The sequence below is a fragment of the Bacillus sp. NPDC093026 genome, assembly GCF_044754665.1.
In the GTDB taxonomy this organism is placed as follows: Bacteria; Bacillota; Bacilli; order Bacillales; family Bacillaceae; genus Bacillus; species Bacillus maqinnsis.
The window spans coordinates 56547-70869 of record NZ_JBIVPN010000004.1; the positions used below are offsets into that span (position 1 = coordinate 56547).

The 14323-nt window shown below is 40.7% G+C and carries 13 protein-coding genes; all 13 read right to left on the reverse strand.

Annotated elements, in window-relative coordinates; all coding sequences use genetic code 11:
* Positions 1-21: 21 nt before the first annotated feature.
* The 13 genes from nrdR to citZ all read right to left on the reverse strand — a co-directional run bounded on the left by nrdR (position 22) and on the right by citZ (position 14202).
* Positions 22-480, reverse strand: a complete 459-nt coding sequence (nrdR, locus tag ACIQCE_RS11090) for a transcriptional regulator NrdR (RefSeq protein ID WP_191097313.1) — start codon at positions 478-480, stop codon at positions 22-24.
* A 4-nt stretch (positions 481-484) separates the two neighbouring features.
* Positions 485-871, reverse strand: coding sequence for a cytosolic protein (locus ACIQCE_RS11095; RefSeq protein WP_353854982.1), 387 nt, complete (start codon positions 869-871; stop codon positions 485-487).
* Positions 872-1054: 183 nt separating this feature from the next.
* Entirely contained in the window at positions 1055-1435 is a 381-nt protein-coding gene (gene speD / locus ACIQCE_RS11100) for an adenosylmethionine decarboxylase (RefSeq protein ID WP_353856723.1), read from the reverse strand.
* A 234-nt stretch (positions 1436-1669) separates the two neighbouring features.
* On the reverse strand, positions 1670-2692 hold the full coding sequence (locus ACIQCE_RS11105) for a glyceraldehyde-3-phosphate dehydrogenase (RefSeq protein ID WP_400495057.1): 1023 nt from the start codon (positions 2690-2692) through the stop codon (positions 1670-1672).
* Between the two features lie 169 nt (positions 2693-2861).
* Positions 2862-3467, reverse strand: coding sequence for a dephospho-CoA kinase (coaE, locus tag ACIQCE_RS11110; RefSeq protein WP_400495058.1), 606 nt, complete (start codon positions 3465-3467; stop codon positions 2862-2864).
* A gap of 13 nt (positions 3468-3480) precedes the next feature.
* On the reverse strand, positions 3481-4113 hold the full coding sequence (gene ytaF / locus ACIQCE_RS11115; RefSeq protein ID WP_400495059.1) for a sporulation membrane protein YtaF: 633 nt from the start codon (positions 4111-4113) through the stop codon (positions 3481-3483).
* 172 nt (positions 4114-4285) lie between these two features.
* A complete protein-coding gene (gene mutM, locus ACIQCE_RS11120; protein ID WP_400495060.1) occupies positions 4286-5119 on the reverse strand; it encodes a DNA-formamidopyrimidine glycosylase in 834 nt (277 codons plus the stop codon).
* Between the two features lie 31 nt (positions 5120-5150).
* On the reverse strand, positions 5151-7790 hold the full coding sequence (gene polA / locus ACIQCE_RS11125) for a DNA polymerase I (RefSeq protein WP_400495061.1): 2640 nt from the start codon (positions 7788-7790) through the stop codon (positions 5151-5153).
* 251 nt (positions 7791-8041) lie between these two features.
* Positions 8042-9784: a two-component system histidine kinase PnpS gene (pnpS, locus tag ACIQCE_RS11130; protein WP_400495062.1), complete on the reverse strand. Its 1743-nt coding sequence runs from the start codon at positions 9782-9784 to the stop codon at positions 8042-8044.
* A complete protein-coding gene (locus tag ACIQCE_RS11135; protein ID WP_353854975.1) occupies positions 9777-10505 on the reverse strand; it encodes a response regulator in 729 nt (242 codons plus the stop codon). The genes pnpS and ACIQCE_RS11135 overlap by 8 nt, the downstream gene beginning before the upstream one ends.
* Positions 10506-10689: 184 nt before the next feature.
* Positions 10690-11628 carry a malate dehydrogenase gene (gene mdh / locus ACIQCE_RS11140; protein ID WP_353854974.1) on the reverse strand — a complete coding sequence of 313 codons (939 nt, stop codon included), beginning with the start codon at positions 11626-11628 and terminating at the stop codon, positions 10690-10692.
* A gap of 34 nt (positions 11629-11662) precedes the next feature.
* Positions 11663-12934, reverse strand: a complete 1272-nt coding sequence (gene icd, locus ACIQCE_RS11145) for an NADP-dependent isocitrate dehydrogenase (RefSeq protein WP_400495063.1) — start codon at positions 12932-12934, stop codon at positions 11663-11665.
* Positions 12935-13083: 149 nt separating this feature from the next.
* Positions 13084-14202, reverse strand: coding sequence for a citrate synthase (gene citZ, locus ACIQCE_RS11150; protein ID WP_353854972.1), 1119 nt, complete (start codon positions 14200-14202; stop codon positions 13084-13086).
* Positions 14203-14323 lie beyond the last annotated feature (121 nt).

Genomic DNA, 14323 nt, shown 5'->3' on the forward strand with positions numbered 1-14323 from the left:
TGAAGAATCTTCAGCTCTTTTTCAGCGTTCTTTCTTTAATAAATCTTTTAATTCATCAATAAATACATTGATATCTTTAAATTGGCGATACACCGATGCAAACCTGACGTAAGACACTTCATCAATTTTCGCCAGCTCGTCCATCACCATTTCACCAACAAGCTCACTTTTCACCTCTGATATCCCTTGATTACGAAGTTCTTTTTCGATGTTAAAGCAGACATCTTCTAGCTGCTTTAAGGCAACAGGGCGTTTTTCACAGGCTTTGATAAGTCCTCTCAGCATCTTTTCTCGGCTAAATTCTTCTCGAATGCCTTCTTTTTTCACAACAATCAGAGGCAATTCTTCTAATTTTTCAAACGTTGTAAAGCGGTATTGGCAGCTTTCGCATTCTCTTCTACGACGGATGGATTTCCCTTCATCTACTGGTCTTGAATCAAGCACCCTTGTACCTAGGTGCTGACATGTGGGACATTTCATTTCATCAGCTCCGATCTATTCTTGGAAGTTGTTTATCTAATTCTTCATAAAGGGACAGAACAGTCTTTTTACTATAACCAAAGTCCATGGGTAGTGCCGTTTCTGTTGTCACGTTAAAATCGACAGCTGTTTCAAAAGGACGAATTGAAATGACAGTTGCCACAATAAAGGCTTTTTTAGGTGTTCGTATTTTCGCACTGATTTCACCTCGTTCTGCTGAAACAGATGTCACCTGAAATGAATCTTTTCGGGAAAGCATCGCTTCCACCACTTCAAATACTTGCTTGTTTGTCGATTTGTAGTAACGGCTTTTCAATTCTGACACCGGGTGGCGATCAGACGTTTCCGTATGATTTGAAATGAATTGTTTCATTTTTTGTCCTAAAGTCATACACGTATCCCCTTTGTCGTGACTCCTCTTCTTTATTTTATAAAAAAAACCTTTGTTTTCCTAGAACAAAAGTTTAGACAAGGTGGGGAATGTTGGTTTTGCACATCAATCTAATATAAAAAGGAGCATAACACAAAGGCATTCAATGCTTTTGGCCAGCTCCCATTGTAATCTTTTTTCAGTTTACAGTGCTTTGGCTTGTGCCTGTTTTACTTGTACAGGTCCCATGCCTCGAGGTATTTCGATGTTTTCTCTTGTTTCAGCACCTAGTTCATCTCCAATAAAGTCCGCTGCAATATTCGGATTGAGATCGCCGCAAGTGTATACATCTATGCTCGCATAACCATGTTCAGGAAAGCTGTGAATTGTCAGATGAGATTCAGAAATAATGACAACTCCACTTACTCCTTGAGGTGCAAATTTATGAAAAGCAACCTCTCTTACTTCAGCTCCTGTTTTCAAAGCTGCATTTACAAAAGTTTTTTCAATAAAATCCATGTCGTTCAGTTTATCACAGTCGCATCCCCATAACTCAGAGATAACGTGACGTCCGATTGTTTCCATCATGGACCCCCCTTAAACAAGAATAAAAGAGTGAAGTTCTAAGCAGCCGGACCGGACATATACCACGGGGGAAAGTTAGTCCTAAGAGGTCCTAACCCTTTAAGTATACCCGAATGAGTCTGCGAACAAGAAGTTCACGAAAGATAGTATACTTTGTTTAGACCCATTTTGCAAGCTGTGTTTTTAGTAGGGGTTTCTCTCATCTCTTGAAAAGGGGAGTTTGTCTTCTTCATTTCAAACAACAGATAGCTCTTTCATCTGTGAGCCTACAAACTTCACGAGATCAACGACTCTGCATGAATAGCCCCATTCATTGTCATACCATGCGAGTACCTTCACTTTTCTTCCTTCCATGACCATAGTCGTAAGTCCATCTACAACGGCTGAGTAAGGGTTTGTGTTAAAGTCTGTTGATACGAGCGGTTCTTCCGTATAATCTAAAATGCCAGCAAGTGATGTTTTTGACGCATTTGAGAAAGCAGCATTTACCTCTTCGGCTGTTACATCTTTTTTCAAGTCTACAACAAGATCGACCATTGAGACATTCGATACAGGGACTCTTAGTGCAAGCCCATGTAACTTTCCTTTCAAATGAGGAAGCACTAAAGAAAGCGCTTTAGCTGCACCCGTCGTTGTTGGAATGATGGACTGAGCACACGCTCTTGCCCGGCGCAAATCCTTGTGCGGGTTGTCGATATTTTTTTGATCATTTGTATAGGCATGAACAGTTGTCATTAAGCCGTTGTCGATTCCAAATTCGTCATCTAACAGCTTGACAACTGGTGCTAAACAGTTTGTTGTACAAGATGCATTTGAAATAATGACATGCTTTTCAGGATCAAGATCATCCTCATTCACACCCATTACAATGGTGATGTCTTCATTTTTACCTGGAGCCGTTAATATGACTTTTTTTGCTCCGGCATCTATATGACCCATCGCTTGATCTTTTGAATTAAATTTTCCAGTTGCTTCAATGACAATATCAATTCCAAGCTCTCCCCATGGAAGCTGCTTTGGGTCTCTGTTATTTAGCAAAAGTACTTTTTTCCCATTTACAATCAAAGCGTCGCCATCTGCAATCACATCGCATTCATAACGTCCATGATTTGTGTCATATTTTATTAAATGTGCTAGCGTTTCGGCAGGATAGCTTGCGTTAATCGCTAAAATTTGAATTTGATCGTCAAGCATTGCTTTTCTAAAGACCATGCGTCCAATTCTGCCAAACCCATTGATCGCTGCTTTTACCTTCATGAACAGGTCACTCCTCTATTATGTGTTATACTCAATAAATTATTTATGAAATTAGTATATCACATTAGAATACAATTGCCAGTATGTAAACGTATATTTTCTAAAAAGGGCTGATCATTTCAAGGAAAATAGAAAAAAGCATAAAAAAGAAGAGTACGTGTATGTACTCTTACCTATCTGTATGTTCCCATTCGTTTAATATGTTCTGTAATTGTTTCCTTGTATAAGCCAAGTCTTTTGTGTTTTCTATGACACGGTCTGCTTTTTTACATTTTTCCTCAAGAGGCATCTGGGCATGTATGCGTTTTAGAGCCTCTTCCTCATGAAGTCCATTTCGATTCATCAGACGAGATAGCTGAAGTTCAGGCGTTGTGTACACGACAATGATACGGTCGACAAGACCCTCCAGCTCACTTTCGAATAAAAGAGGGATATCCAGTACAACGAATGTTTCGTTTTGCTTCACCGCTTCATCCCGCTGCTTGAGCATTTCTTTTCTGACCTCAGGATGAATAATCGCATTTAACTGCTTTCTCTTTTTTTCATCAGAAAAGATGATAGACCCTAGTTGCTGCCTGTTTAGCTCACCATTTGAAAGCAAGACATCCTCACCAAAGGTTTGAACGATTTGATGAAGAGCTGGTTTCCCTTTAGAAACAGCTTCTTTTGCAATCTCATCTGCATCCACGAGCCGAATGCCCTGCTCTTTTATCATGTGCGAGACCGTGCTTTTTCCACTAGCGATCCCGCCTGTTAATCCAATCACAAGCGTCAATCTGTTTCCCCCTTTATAGCTTCCACACACCAATTAAAATGAGTAAAAAACCCGGTAAGCATGCAAGTTTATCCATCCAGCGCCAGTTTGACAGAAAATGTCCGGCACGAAGCCCGATACAAACGAAAAGTGAGCTCATCACCGCAACAGTGATACTCATGACAATTGGAGAAAAACCTAGAATTGCTGCACCAATCCCTGCTCCAAAAGCATCAATCGATAAAGCAATCCCTAGCAGAATTGCTTCCATTCCATTAATAGTACCAGAACGGTCAATGTCTGCGCTTGTCGGCTTTCGCAAAATTTGAATGACAAGTCCGAGTGACTGCACCTCTACATTCAGTAAGGTCTTCTCATGAAGGAGCAAATCGCGCTCTTTCGCAGGTTTGAAAAATTGGTACAAAACCCAAAGTCCGATGATGATTAAAATCCCTCCACCAAGCTTATCTGTAACTGAGACAGGGAGGAATGTGGTGAATAGGCTGCCAATCAGCATGGAGACAAGTAGCACAATCCCTGAACAGCAAGCAATAATGACAATGGCTTTAAATGGAATCCTCATTTTCCGAAGACCATACGTAAAGCCCACTGAAAAGCTGTCGATGCTGACTGCCATAGCTAAAAACAGGAGCGAAATCGAAATCATACTAGAACTCTTCCTTTCTGTTCATGCAACGATGATCAAGAGCCTCTAGGCTTCGAGACTCTTCTTCACTATATGAAGAGCAGGTGGGCTTTGTGTCAGTCTTACACCTTGCTGAAAAATGAATGTTTTTTATCGTATGCACAGCAAAAAGGAAGCATGCTGATGACGAACCTTATTGTGGTCGTTTTTGACAAGTCACACAAAAATGTGTGCCGCGCCCTCCAACAACCGTTTTCTCAATAATACTCCCACATGTTTGGCAAGGCTCTCCCCGCCGATCATACACAAGAAGCTGCAACTGGAATGTGCCAATATCCCCCTGTGAATTGAGATATGAGCGAATGGTGCTTCCTCCCGCATCAACAGCCACTTGAAGTGTGTCTATGATATGTTTGTGGAGCACCTTGCAAGCATCAAGGCTTAGCTGATGTGCCTTAGTTTCGGGATGAATACCTGACTTAAAGAGGACTTCATCGACATAAATATTTCCAAGCCCTACAACAATCTTTTGATCAAGCAGAGCTGTTTTGATAACACGTGATGTCTTGTTCAATTGCTCCCATAAATACTCCGGTGTGAATTGTTCTGAAAAAGGCTCGTACCCAAGCTGAGATAGTGGCAACTCTTTTTCTTCTTCACCAGGTTGAAACAGATGCATCGTGCCAAATTTACGTACATCATGGTACCGAAGCTCGGTACCATCTGTAAACGTAAAGACGACGTGAACGTGTTTATCATAAGGCTCTTTTGCCTCATGTACACGATATTTCCCTTCCATTCTTAAATGAGAGACCATGACATAGTGATCTAGATGAAAGAGTAGGAACTTTCCTCTTCTTTTAATGTTCTGTATGGTTTCTCCCACCATCATTCGTGCGAACTCCTCCGGTTCCCCAGGACGTTTGATGATGTTTGGCCATTTGATATCGACCTTTTCAATCGTTTTTCCTTTGACTAACCGCTTAAGAGTGCGCCGGACGGTTTCGACTTCTGGTAATTCCGGCATGCTCCTCGCTCCTTTATCTCTCTATTTATTTTTATTTTGCGTCATACCAAGATGGGCCTGATGCAATTTCTACTTTAAGCGGCACATCGAGCTGAAGTGCATTTTCCATCACTTCAGGAACAATTTTTTCTAATATAGCGATTTCTTCTTTCGGCGCTTCAAAGATAAGTTCATCGTGTACCTGTAATAACAGGTTCGCCTGCAAATTCTCTTCTTTCAGCTTCCGTGCCATATCAATCATCGCTTTTTTAATAATATCTGCCGCACTGCCCTGAATGGGTGTATTCATTGCCGTTCTTTCCGCAAAGCTTTTGATATTAAAATTACGGCTTGTGATATCTGGAATATATCGTCTACGCTTAAGGAGCGTGGTGACGTAGCCTTTTTGTTTGGCTTCCTGCACGATGTCTTCCATATAAGTTTTGACCCCTTTGAAGCTTGTTAAATACCGTTTAATAAATGCAGCTGCTTCTTTTCTTGTAATTCCTAGATTTTGAGAAAGTCCGTAATCGCTTATCCCATAAACAATTCCGAAGTTGACGGCTTTTGCCTGCCTTCTCATGGATGAGGTCACTTCATCCTCTGATACATGGAACACATCCATTGCTGTTTTTGTATGGATATCCATATCCTGCGTAAAAGCCTCGATTAAGTTCTCATCTTGAGAAATATGGGCAAGCACCCGCAACTCGATTTGAGAATAGTCGGCTGCAAACATGAGCCAGCCTTCTTTTGAAGGAACGAAGGCTTGACGAATCTTCCTACCTTCTTCCAAACGAATTGGAATATTTTGAAGGTTAGGATCTGTTGAGCTTAATCGTCCTGTTTGTGTGAGCGCCTGATTAAATCTCGTATGGACTTTATGAGTGTCTTTGCGCGTTACCTTCATCAAACCTTCGACATAGGTAGATTGCAGCTTTCCGATTTGACGGTAATGCAGAATAGAGCGAATAATTTCATGCTTGTCTTCAAGTTTTTCTAGTACATCTGCAGACGTAGAGTAGCCTGTTTTTGTTTTCTTAATAATGGGCAGACCCAACTTTTCAAAAAGAATCACGCCAAGCTGCTTAGGAGAATTGATATTAAACGTTTCCCCTGCTAAACGGTGAATCGTTTCTTCATATTCCTTTAGCTTCTTCGTTAACTCTTCTCCCATCTTCTGTAGACGATCAATATCAACCTTGACGCCAAGAGATTCCATTTCACCTAATATCAGTGCAAGCGGAAGCTCTAAATCCTCATACAATTCATGCTGATCATTTTTTTCTAATGCTTCTAGCGTCAGGTCATGCAAGGCAGAGATAGCCGCTGCCTTACGTCCAAGATGGTCTTTTAGCTCGTCTTCATTTGGTATCGCCTGCTTTGCTCCTTTTCCGTACACTTTTTCATCTGAAAAGGATATATTCAACCCATAATCCTTCGCAACACTTGCGACGTCTTCATAGGATTTCTGAGGATTGACCACATAAGAAGCTAACAATACATCGTAATCGACACCTCTTAAATCCACATCATGCCACCTCAGTGCTACGACGGCTCTTTTTGAGTCAAACACCCATTTCTTCTTCGTGTCATCTTGTGCCCATTGTTTGAAAGCTTCTGACCTTAAGGCATCCTCTTTTGTCATAAAAAAGGCACCATTTTCATTGTGAATAGCAAAACCGATCAAATCCGCTTCATGATAATTATCTCCAAGCTGTTCTACCACGAGCGATGCGTGATCTGTCAGCATTTCATCCGTTGCATCAGTGCTTTTGATAACTTCTAAAGCTGACAGATCGACTTGCTCACCTGCTTCTGGTGCTTCTCCTAAACGTTCTAGCAATGTTTGAAAGCCTAGTTCTTTATAAAGTGAGATGACCTGATCTATGTGAGGACCTTCATAAGCAAGATCTTTACTTGACACATCAATAGGTGCTTCAATTTGAATGGTGGCAAGCTTTTTACTCATCAAGGCTTGTTCTTTATGTTCCTCAAGCTTTTCCTTTAACTTTTTGCCGCTGACTTCGTCGAGATGTTCAAGCAGATTTTCGACCGATTCAAACTGCTTTAACAGTTTAATTGCCGTTTTTTCTCCGACACCAGGGACACCCGGAATATTATCTGAGGAATCACCCATTAACCCTTTCATATCTATGATTTGCTCTGGGCGTAGTCCGTACTTCTCTTCAATATGTGAGGGGGTGTAATATTCTACTTCTGTAATTCCTTTTTTCGTAATGGCCACCGTTGTATGGTCTGTTGCAAGCTGTGTTAAGTCTTTATCTCCTGAAAAGATTTTGACCTCAAAGCCATCTTTTTCTGCTTCAACAGCTAATGTCCCGATGATATCATCCGCCTCATATTGAGGGAGCTCGTACCTTTTGACGTTGTAAGCATCTAAAAGTTCACGGATGAACGGCATTTGTTCTGATAGCTCTGGTGGCGTTTTTTGTCTTCCACCTTTATATTCTTTGAACGTCTCGTGACGGAATGTTGTTTTTCCAGCATCAAATGCGACCAGCATATGTGTCGGTTTCTCGTCCTCTAGCATCTTCATTAAGATCATCGCAAAGCCATAAATAGCATTTGTATGAACGCCTTTATCATTTGATAATAGCGGCAATGCGAAAAATGCTCGATAGGCGAGACTGTTTCCATCAACAAGTACTAATTTCTTTTTGTCTGTCATTATTCTAATCCTCCATCGGCTGAGCCCTATCAGCCGTCTCTTTATCAAGTCGTATCTTTATTTTATCAAAGTTCATTTTGAAAAGAAAATAGACGAACCTGCATAAAAAAGGGACGAAAACAAACGTGTTTTCGTCCTTCCAAAATTGGCTCCTTGGATGAAGGGGTTCCTATTCATCCTATCAATGATTGTTTAACAAAACGTGAACTCATTGTAAAGTTGATGTAAATTTTCACATCTCTTTCCTTTTTCTATTTCGATTTCAAGCTCACTGTAAAAGTCGTTCCTTTGCCTTGTTTACTGCGGACAGAGATCGTCCCTTCATGAGCATCTACAAGGTGTTTCACAATGGCAAGCCCGAGCCCTGTGCCGCCTGAATTTCTACTTCTATCTTTATCAATTCGATAAAATCTCTCAAAAATTCTTGGAATCTCGCTTTTTTTCATCCCAATTCCTGTATCTTCCACATCAAATTCATAGCCATCCTTCCGTGGTCTCGCAGTGATCGTGACACTTCCACCCTCTGGTGTATAGGTGAGTGCGTTGTTGACAAGATTTAAGAATATTTGCTTTAATCTCAGCGGATCTGCCATGACATAGACGGGTTCTTTCGGAACACGCACATGTAATTGAATCCCTTTTTCTGCGGCTTTATGCTGAAGCAAGGTTTTGATCTCGTGTATGATTTCTGTCGCATTTGCTTCTTGTATATTTAGCTTAAAATGCTGCTGTTCTATTTTAGAGAGATCTAGTAAATCTTGAATGAGTGTTTCTAAGCGGACACTCTCTTTTAGTATAATTGAGAGAAATTCCGTAAGTGCTTCTTTGTCATCAATTGCTCCATCAAGTAGCGTTTCAGTAAATCCTTTAATCGATGTAATGGGTGTTTTTAATTCATGGGAGACGTTGGCAACAAAGTCTTTCCGCATCTGTTCTAATTGCTTTGTTTCCGTGACATCATGAAAAACAAGGACAATTCCTTTCCATTCATCATCAGTACTTAAAATCGGGACGCCGTCGACTTGGAAGTAGCGACGTTCAATATCAATTGCAAGACGCAAAAACTTCCGAACTTTGGTTTCCGTCATGAAAATTTCGTCAATTAATTCGATAATTTCTTCATGAGTAAATGCTTCATGATACAGCTTGTGCATGTAAATGTGCTTTTGTACTTTAAATTGTTTGCGGAATGTTCGATTGACAAGGTTGATATATCCCATCTTATCAATCAAAATAATGCCCGCTCCAATGTTTTCAATAACCGTTTGAAGACGATCTCTCTGCATTTCTCCTGTACTCGTCATTTCTTGAAGACTTTCTGCAAGACGCTTCATAGACGTATTGAGCTCACTTGTTTCAATGATCAGTTCTTCATAATTGTTCGTATCATAATTACCTCGTTCAAGCTGCTTTGCTACCTTTGTGGCATAATCAATCGGCTTCACATATTTCATCGACATTCGGTAGCCAAAGAAGACAATAATGATCACAGCAGTCCCAAGACAAAATGCAAGTGCAAGCCAAAGCTGGCTGTCAATTTCATTTAAAGGCTGGAATGTAGCATGTAGAAAAAGATATCCCGCCGGTTCGTTCTGTTTCATGATAGGTACAGCATAATGAAATAAAGCATCACGCTCATCATCAATGACTGTTCCTTTTGATTGGAGACGTTCATTTTGCAGCACTCTTTGAATGATGGCTTTTTGTTCTCCTTGACCCGTTGTATGTATGATGCTCCCCTCAGTATCCACAATAGAAGCATTGATATTGAGATGCTGTTTTGCTTTTTTGAGGATGTCCTCGTTTTGCTTTGCGCTCAGATCATCACCATTTATTGAAGAAAGGAGAAAGTTCGATTCTTTTTCCATTCGTTCTGTTAATTTTGTTTCATAGAAGACATGAAACATGTGATCCAAAAAGAGTCCGAGTCCTAAAAAGACAATAAACAGGAGAAAGATGAGCCCAGAAAAAAGCCGGGTTCTAATTTTATTCATTTGGCTTTGGCTCCTCCAATTTGTACCCTAAGCCGCGAATCGTTTTAATGTATGTTGGTTTTTTCGTATTCTTTTCAATTTTGTCACGCAAATGGCTGATATGTACATCGACAATACGTGTATCACCTGCAAAATCATAATTCCAAACAGCACTTAACAGAAGGTCACGTGTCAGTACACGTCCTTTGTGTTTAGCCAAATAGAGCAGCAACTCAAATTCTTTTGGCGTTAGCTCTAGACGTTCTTCTTGGAAATATACTTCATAGTGTTCGGGTAAGATTCGCAACTCACCGATTTTGATTTGGTCTGCTAGGATCTCTTCCTTTTCCTCATGCGACGGGGCAGGCTGCGATTGCTGCGCTCTTCGTAAAATGGCTTTTACTCGAGCACCAACTTCTCTAGGACTGAAAGGCTTTGTCATATAATCATCGGCTCCAAGTTCAAGACCAAGCACCTTATCAAATTCATCGTCCTTTGCTGTCAGCATTAAAATAGGGAACATCATTTTTTGAATTCTAAGTTGTTTGCACACTTCAATGCCGTCCATTTTTGGAAGCATTAAGTCTAACACAATAAGATCAGGTTGCTCACTTACTGCTTTTTCAAGCGCTTCTTCCCCGTCTCTTGCCGTTACGACATCATAACCAGCCCTTTCAAGGTTATAACTTAGAAGTGTTACAATCGATTCTTCATCATCCACAACTAATATTTTTTTATTCATGTTGTGCCTCCAATTAGTGATTTCCCCTGCATCCGTATTTTTATGTTATGTGAAAAGCGAGAAGTCATGCTTTCTATTTTATTTTAACGAAAGCTTAACAAGAGGACAATTTAAAATTTCAACAAGATTCGTTTTGTACACAAAAAGAAAGCCTCTCTTAGAGAAGCCTTCTTTTTTGTTCATATTAAGATAATACTTTCATCACGTTCTTAACAGATTCAACAGAGCGGTCAAGCTGACTTTTCTCTTCTTCTGTTAACTCAAGCTCAATGATTTGCTCAAGGCCGTTACCACCTACGATTGTTGGCACACCAAGGTAAATTCCTTCATAACCGTATTCACCTTCTAGGTAAGCAATCGTTGGAATGACGCGACGCTGATCTTTCAAAATCGCCTCAACCATTTCAACAAGTGAAGCAGCAGGTGCATAATAGGCACTACCATTACCTAAAAGGTTCACAATCTCGCCGCCGCCTTTTCTTGTTCTTTCGACAATCGCATCGATTCTATCTTTTGGAATCAATGTTTCAATTGGGATACCGCCTGCATAAGAGTAACGAACAAGCGGAACCATGTCGTCGCCATGGCCACCGAGAACAAATCCAGTCACGTCTTTGACAGATAAATTTAATTCTTGTGCAACGAACGTTCGGAAACGCGCTGTATCGAGAATACCAGATTGCCCGATGACTCTTTCTTTTGGTAATCCTGATTCTTTATAAACGGCATATGTCATTGCATCAACTGGGTTTGTTAATACAACGATGATCGCTTCTGGAGAATATTTAACGATTTCGCGTGTCACACTTCGCATGATTTTTTCATTTGTTGACACGAGGTCGTCACGGCTCATGCCCGGCTTTCTAGCAATTCCTGCCGTAATCACTACTACATCAGAACCGGCTGTATCTTCATAGTTAGAAGTTCCTGTAATGTTCGCATCGAATCCTTGAACAGGGCTTGCTTCAAGCATGTCAAGTGCTTTCCCTTTTGTTGGGTTCTCAAGTTGCGGGATGTCCACTAAAACCACATCCGCTAATTCTTTTTGAGCTGTTAGAAATGCTGTTGTTGCTCCTGTAAAACCTGCTCCGATGACAGATACTTTTTTACGCTTGTTTGCCATTTCCTTTTTCCCCTTTAACTTTAAAGTTTAAGAATCAAGACAAGTTTTTGATGAGCTCGTCAGCAAACTCAGAACACTTCACTTCTTTAGCGCCATCCATTAATCTAGCAAAATCGTAAGTGACGACTTTTGATGCAATGGTTTTTTCAACAGATTGAATCACTAGATCAGCCGCTTCCTGCCAGCCAAGGTGTTCCAGTAATAGCACACCTGATAGAAGCACAGAAGATGGGTTGACTTTATCAAGACCAGCATATTTCGGCGCTGTTCCATGAGTCGCTTCAAAAATAGCATGTCCAGTTTCGTAGTTGATGTTCGCACCTGGTGCAATACCAATTCCTCCAACTTGTGCTGCAAGGGCATCAGAAATGTAGTCTCCGTTTAAGTTCATTGTTGCCACAACATCGAACTCACTTGGACGCGTTAAAATTTGTTGAAGGAAAATATCCGCAATGCTGTCTTTGACAATGATTTTACCAGCAGCTTCTGCTTCACTTTGCGCTTTGTTCGCCGCATCTTTCCCATCTTTTTCTACAATACGATCATATTGAGCCCATGTGAAAACTTTGTCGCCAAACTCTTTTTCAGCAACTTCATAGCCCCAGTTTTTGAAAGCACCTTCTGTAAACTTCATGATATTTCCTTTGTGAACAAGTGTCACTGATTTACGGCCTTGGTCAATCGCATATTGGATGGCAGCTCTCACAAGACGGTGAGTGCCTTCTTCAGAAATAGGCTTGATGCCGATACCTGATGTTTCTGGGAAACGGATTTTGTTCACACCTAATTCGTTTTTTAAGAAGTTGATTAATTTTTTCACTTCATCTGAACCTTTTGCATACTCAATTCCAGCATAGATATCCTCAGTATTCTCACGGAAGATGACCATGTCTGTATCTTGCGGACGTTTAACAGGAGAAGGTACACCTCGGAACCAGCGAACTGGACGTAAGCATGTGAATAAATCCAGCTCTTGTCTTAGTGCTACGTTCAATGAACGGATTCCCCCGCCAATTGGTGTTGTCAGTGGTCCTTTAATAGCAATTAAGTATTCGCGAATGTCTTCTAGTGTTTGCTTAGGAAGCCATTCTCCAGTTTTATGGTAAGCTTTCTCACCTGCATATACTTCTTTCCAAGTGATTTGCTTTTCACCTTTATATGCTTTTTTTACAGCCGCTTCAAGAACTCTTGATGCTGCTTTCCAAATGTCAGGACCAATTCCGTCCCCTTCAATAAACGGGATGATTGGATTATTTGGTACATTCAATACGCCGCCAGTTACTGTAATTTTTTCACCTTGTGACAATGATATTACCTCCCAGGTTATGTAGTGAATATTTGAAACTTCTTGGCTTGTTTGTCTAAAAGCGAAGAAGTTTTTCACATGTTTCGTTTTTTTGCCGGTATGGAGACTGATTGGTTTGTTTGAATCAGCCTCCACTTATTCTATAAACATTAGTCTCTTTCACTGATCGGAATAAATGTTTGAAGATCAGGTCCAATGTATTCAGCTCTTGGACGGATGAGACGGTTGTTGTCATATTGCTCTAAAATGTGAGCAATCCATCCAGAAAATCGGCTAATCACAAAAATCGGTGTAAACAAGTCATGATCAATACCAAGACTGTGATATACAGATGCAGAATAAAAATCAACATTCGGTGGAAGATTTTTCTCTGATGTCACGATTTCCTCTATACGGACAGACATTTCATACCATTTCGGCTCGCCTGTAAGGTTGGTTAAACGCTGACTCATTTGTTTTAGATGTTTTGCACGCGGGTCACCTTGACGGTATACTCGGTGTCCAAAACCCATAATTTTTTCTTTCTTCTCTAGCTTACCATGAATATAGGAATCTACGTTTTCGACTTCACCAATCTCTGAAAGCATTCTCATAACGCCTTCATTTGCACCGCCATGCAGTGGTCCCTTCAGTGCGCCGATTGCAGCTGTCACACCAGAGTAGATATCAGATAGGGTGGCAACACATACTCTTGCTGTAAATGTCGACGCATTTAATTCATGGTCTGCGTGTAGAATGAGTGCCTTATCAATCGCTTCAATTTCTACAGGAGACGGCTCCTCGCCTTTTAACATATACAAGAAGTTAGCAGCATAGCTGTATTCTTCTTTTGGCTGTACAGGCTCAAGTCCCTTTCGAACACGTGAAAATGCAGCGACAAGTCCAGAAATTTTCGCCTGCAATCGAATGGCTTTTCTGTAATTCGCTTCTTTGTCCATAATTTCCGATTCGTTATCAAGTAAACCTAATAGGGATACCGCTGTACGAATCGCTGACATTGGATGAACCCCATCCAGCGAATATGATTTAAAGTGCTCAATGATCTCCTGTGGAACTTGAGCGTTTTCTGCGAGCTGCTGCTTTAATTCACTCAGCTCCTGCTCATTAGGCAGCTTCAGGTGCCATAACAGGTAGACAATCTCTTCGAATGAAGCTTTTTCAGTTAAATCATCGATATTGTACCCTACATAAGTAAGAGTATCATCAATAATTGAGCTTACAGATGAAGTTGTTGCCACAATACCTTCAAGACCTCTTGTTGCTGTCATGTTCAATCTCCCCTTTTTTAAAAAATTCCCCTTCGTTGCAGAATTCTTGCTTTGTGAAAGCGCTATCCAATCCGAATACGGTGGCAGATTCAAAAAGAAAATGCTTACATTTACCTATACG

Coding starts and splice junctions, on each gene's coding strand:
- nrdR (WP_191097313.1), bottom strand. CDS start 480: ATGAAATGTCCCACATGTCAGCACCTAGGTACAAGGGTGCTTGATTCA.
- ACIQCE_RS11095 (WP_353854982.1), bottom strand. CDS start 871: ATGACTTTAGGACAAAAAATGAAACAATTCATTTCAAATCATACGGAA.
- speD (WP_353856723.1), bottom strand. CDS start 1,435: ATGGAAACAATCGGACGTCACGTTATCTCTGAGTTATGGGGATGCGAC.
- ACIQCE_RS11105 (WP_400495057.1), bottom strand. CDS start 2,692: ATGAAGGTAAAAGCAGCGATCAATGGGTTTGGCAGAATTGGACGCATG.
- ytaF (WP_400495059.1), bottom strand. CDS start 4,113: ATGATTTCGATTTCGCTCCTGTTTTTAGCTATGGCAGTCAGCATCGAC.
- mutM (WP_400495060.1), bottom strand. CDS start 5,119: ATGCCGGAATTACCAGAAGTCGAAACCGTCCGGCGCACTCTTAAGCGG.
- polA (WP_400495061.1), bottom strand. CDS start 7,790: ATGACAGACAAAAAGAAATTAGTACTTGTTGATGGAAACAGTCTCGCC.
- pnpS (WP_400495062.1), bottom strand. CDS start 9,784: ATGAATAAAATTAGAACCCGGCTTTTTTCTGGGCTCATCTTTCTCCTG.
- ACIQCE_RS11135 (WP_353854975.1), bottom strand. CDS start 10,505: ATGAATAAAAAAATATTAGTTGTGGATGATGAAGAATCGATTGTAACA.
- mdh (WP_353854974.1), bottom strand. CDS start 11,628: ATGGCAAACAAGCGTAAAAAAGTATCTGTCATCGGAGCAGGTTTTACA.
- citZ (WP_353854972.1), bottom strand. CDS start 14,202: ATGACAGCAACAAGAGGTCTTGAAGGTATTGTGGCAACAACTTCATCT.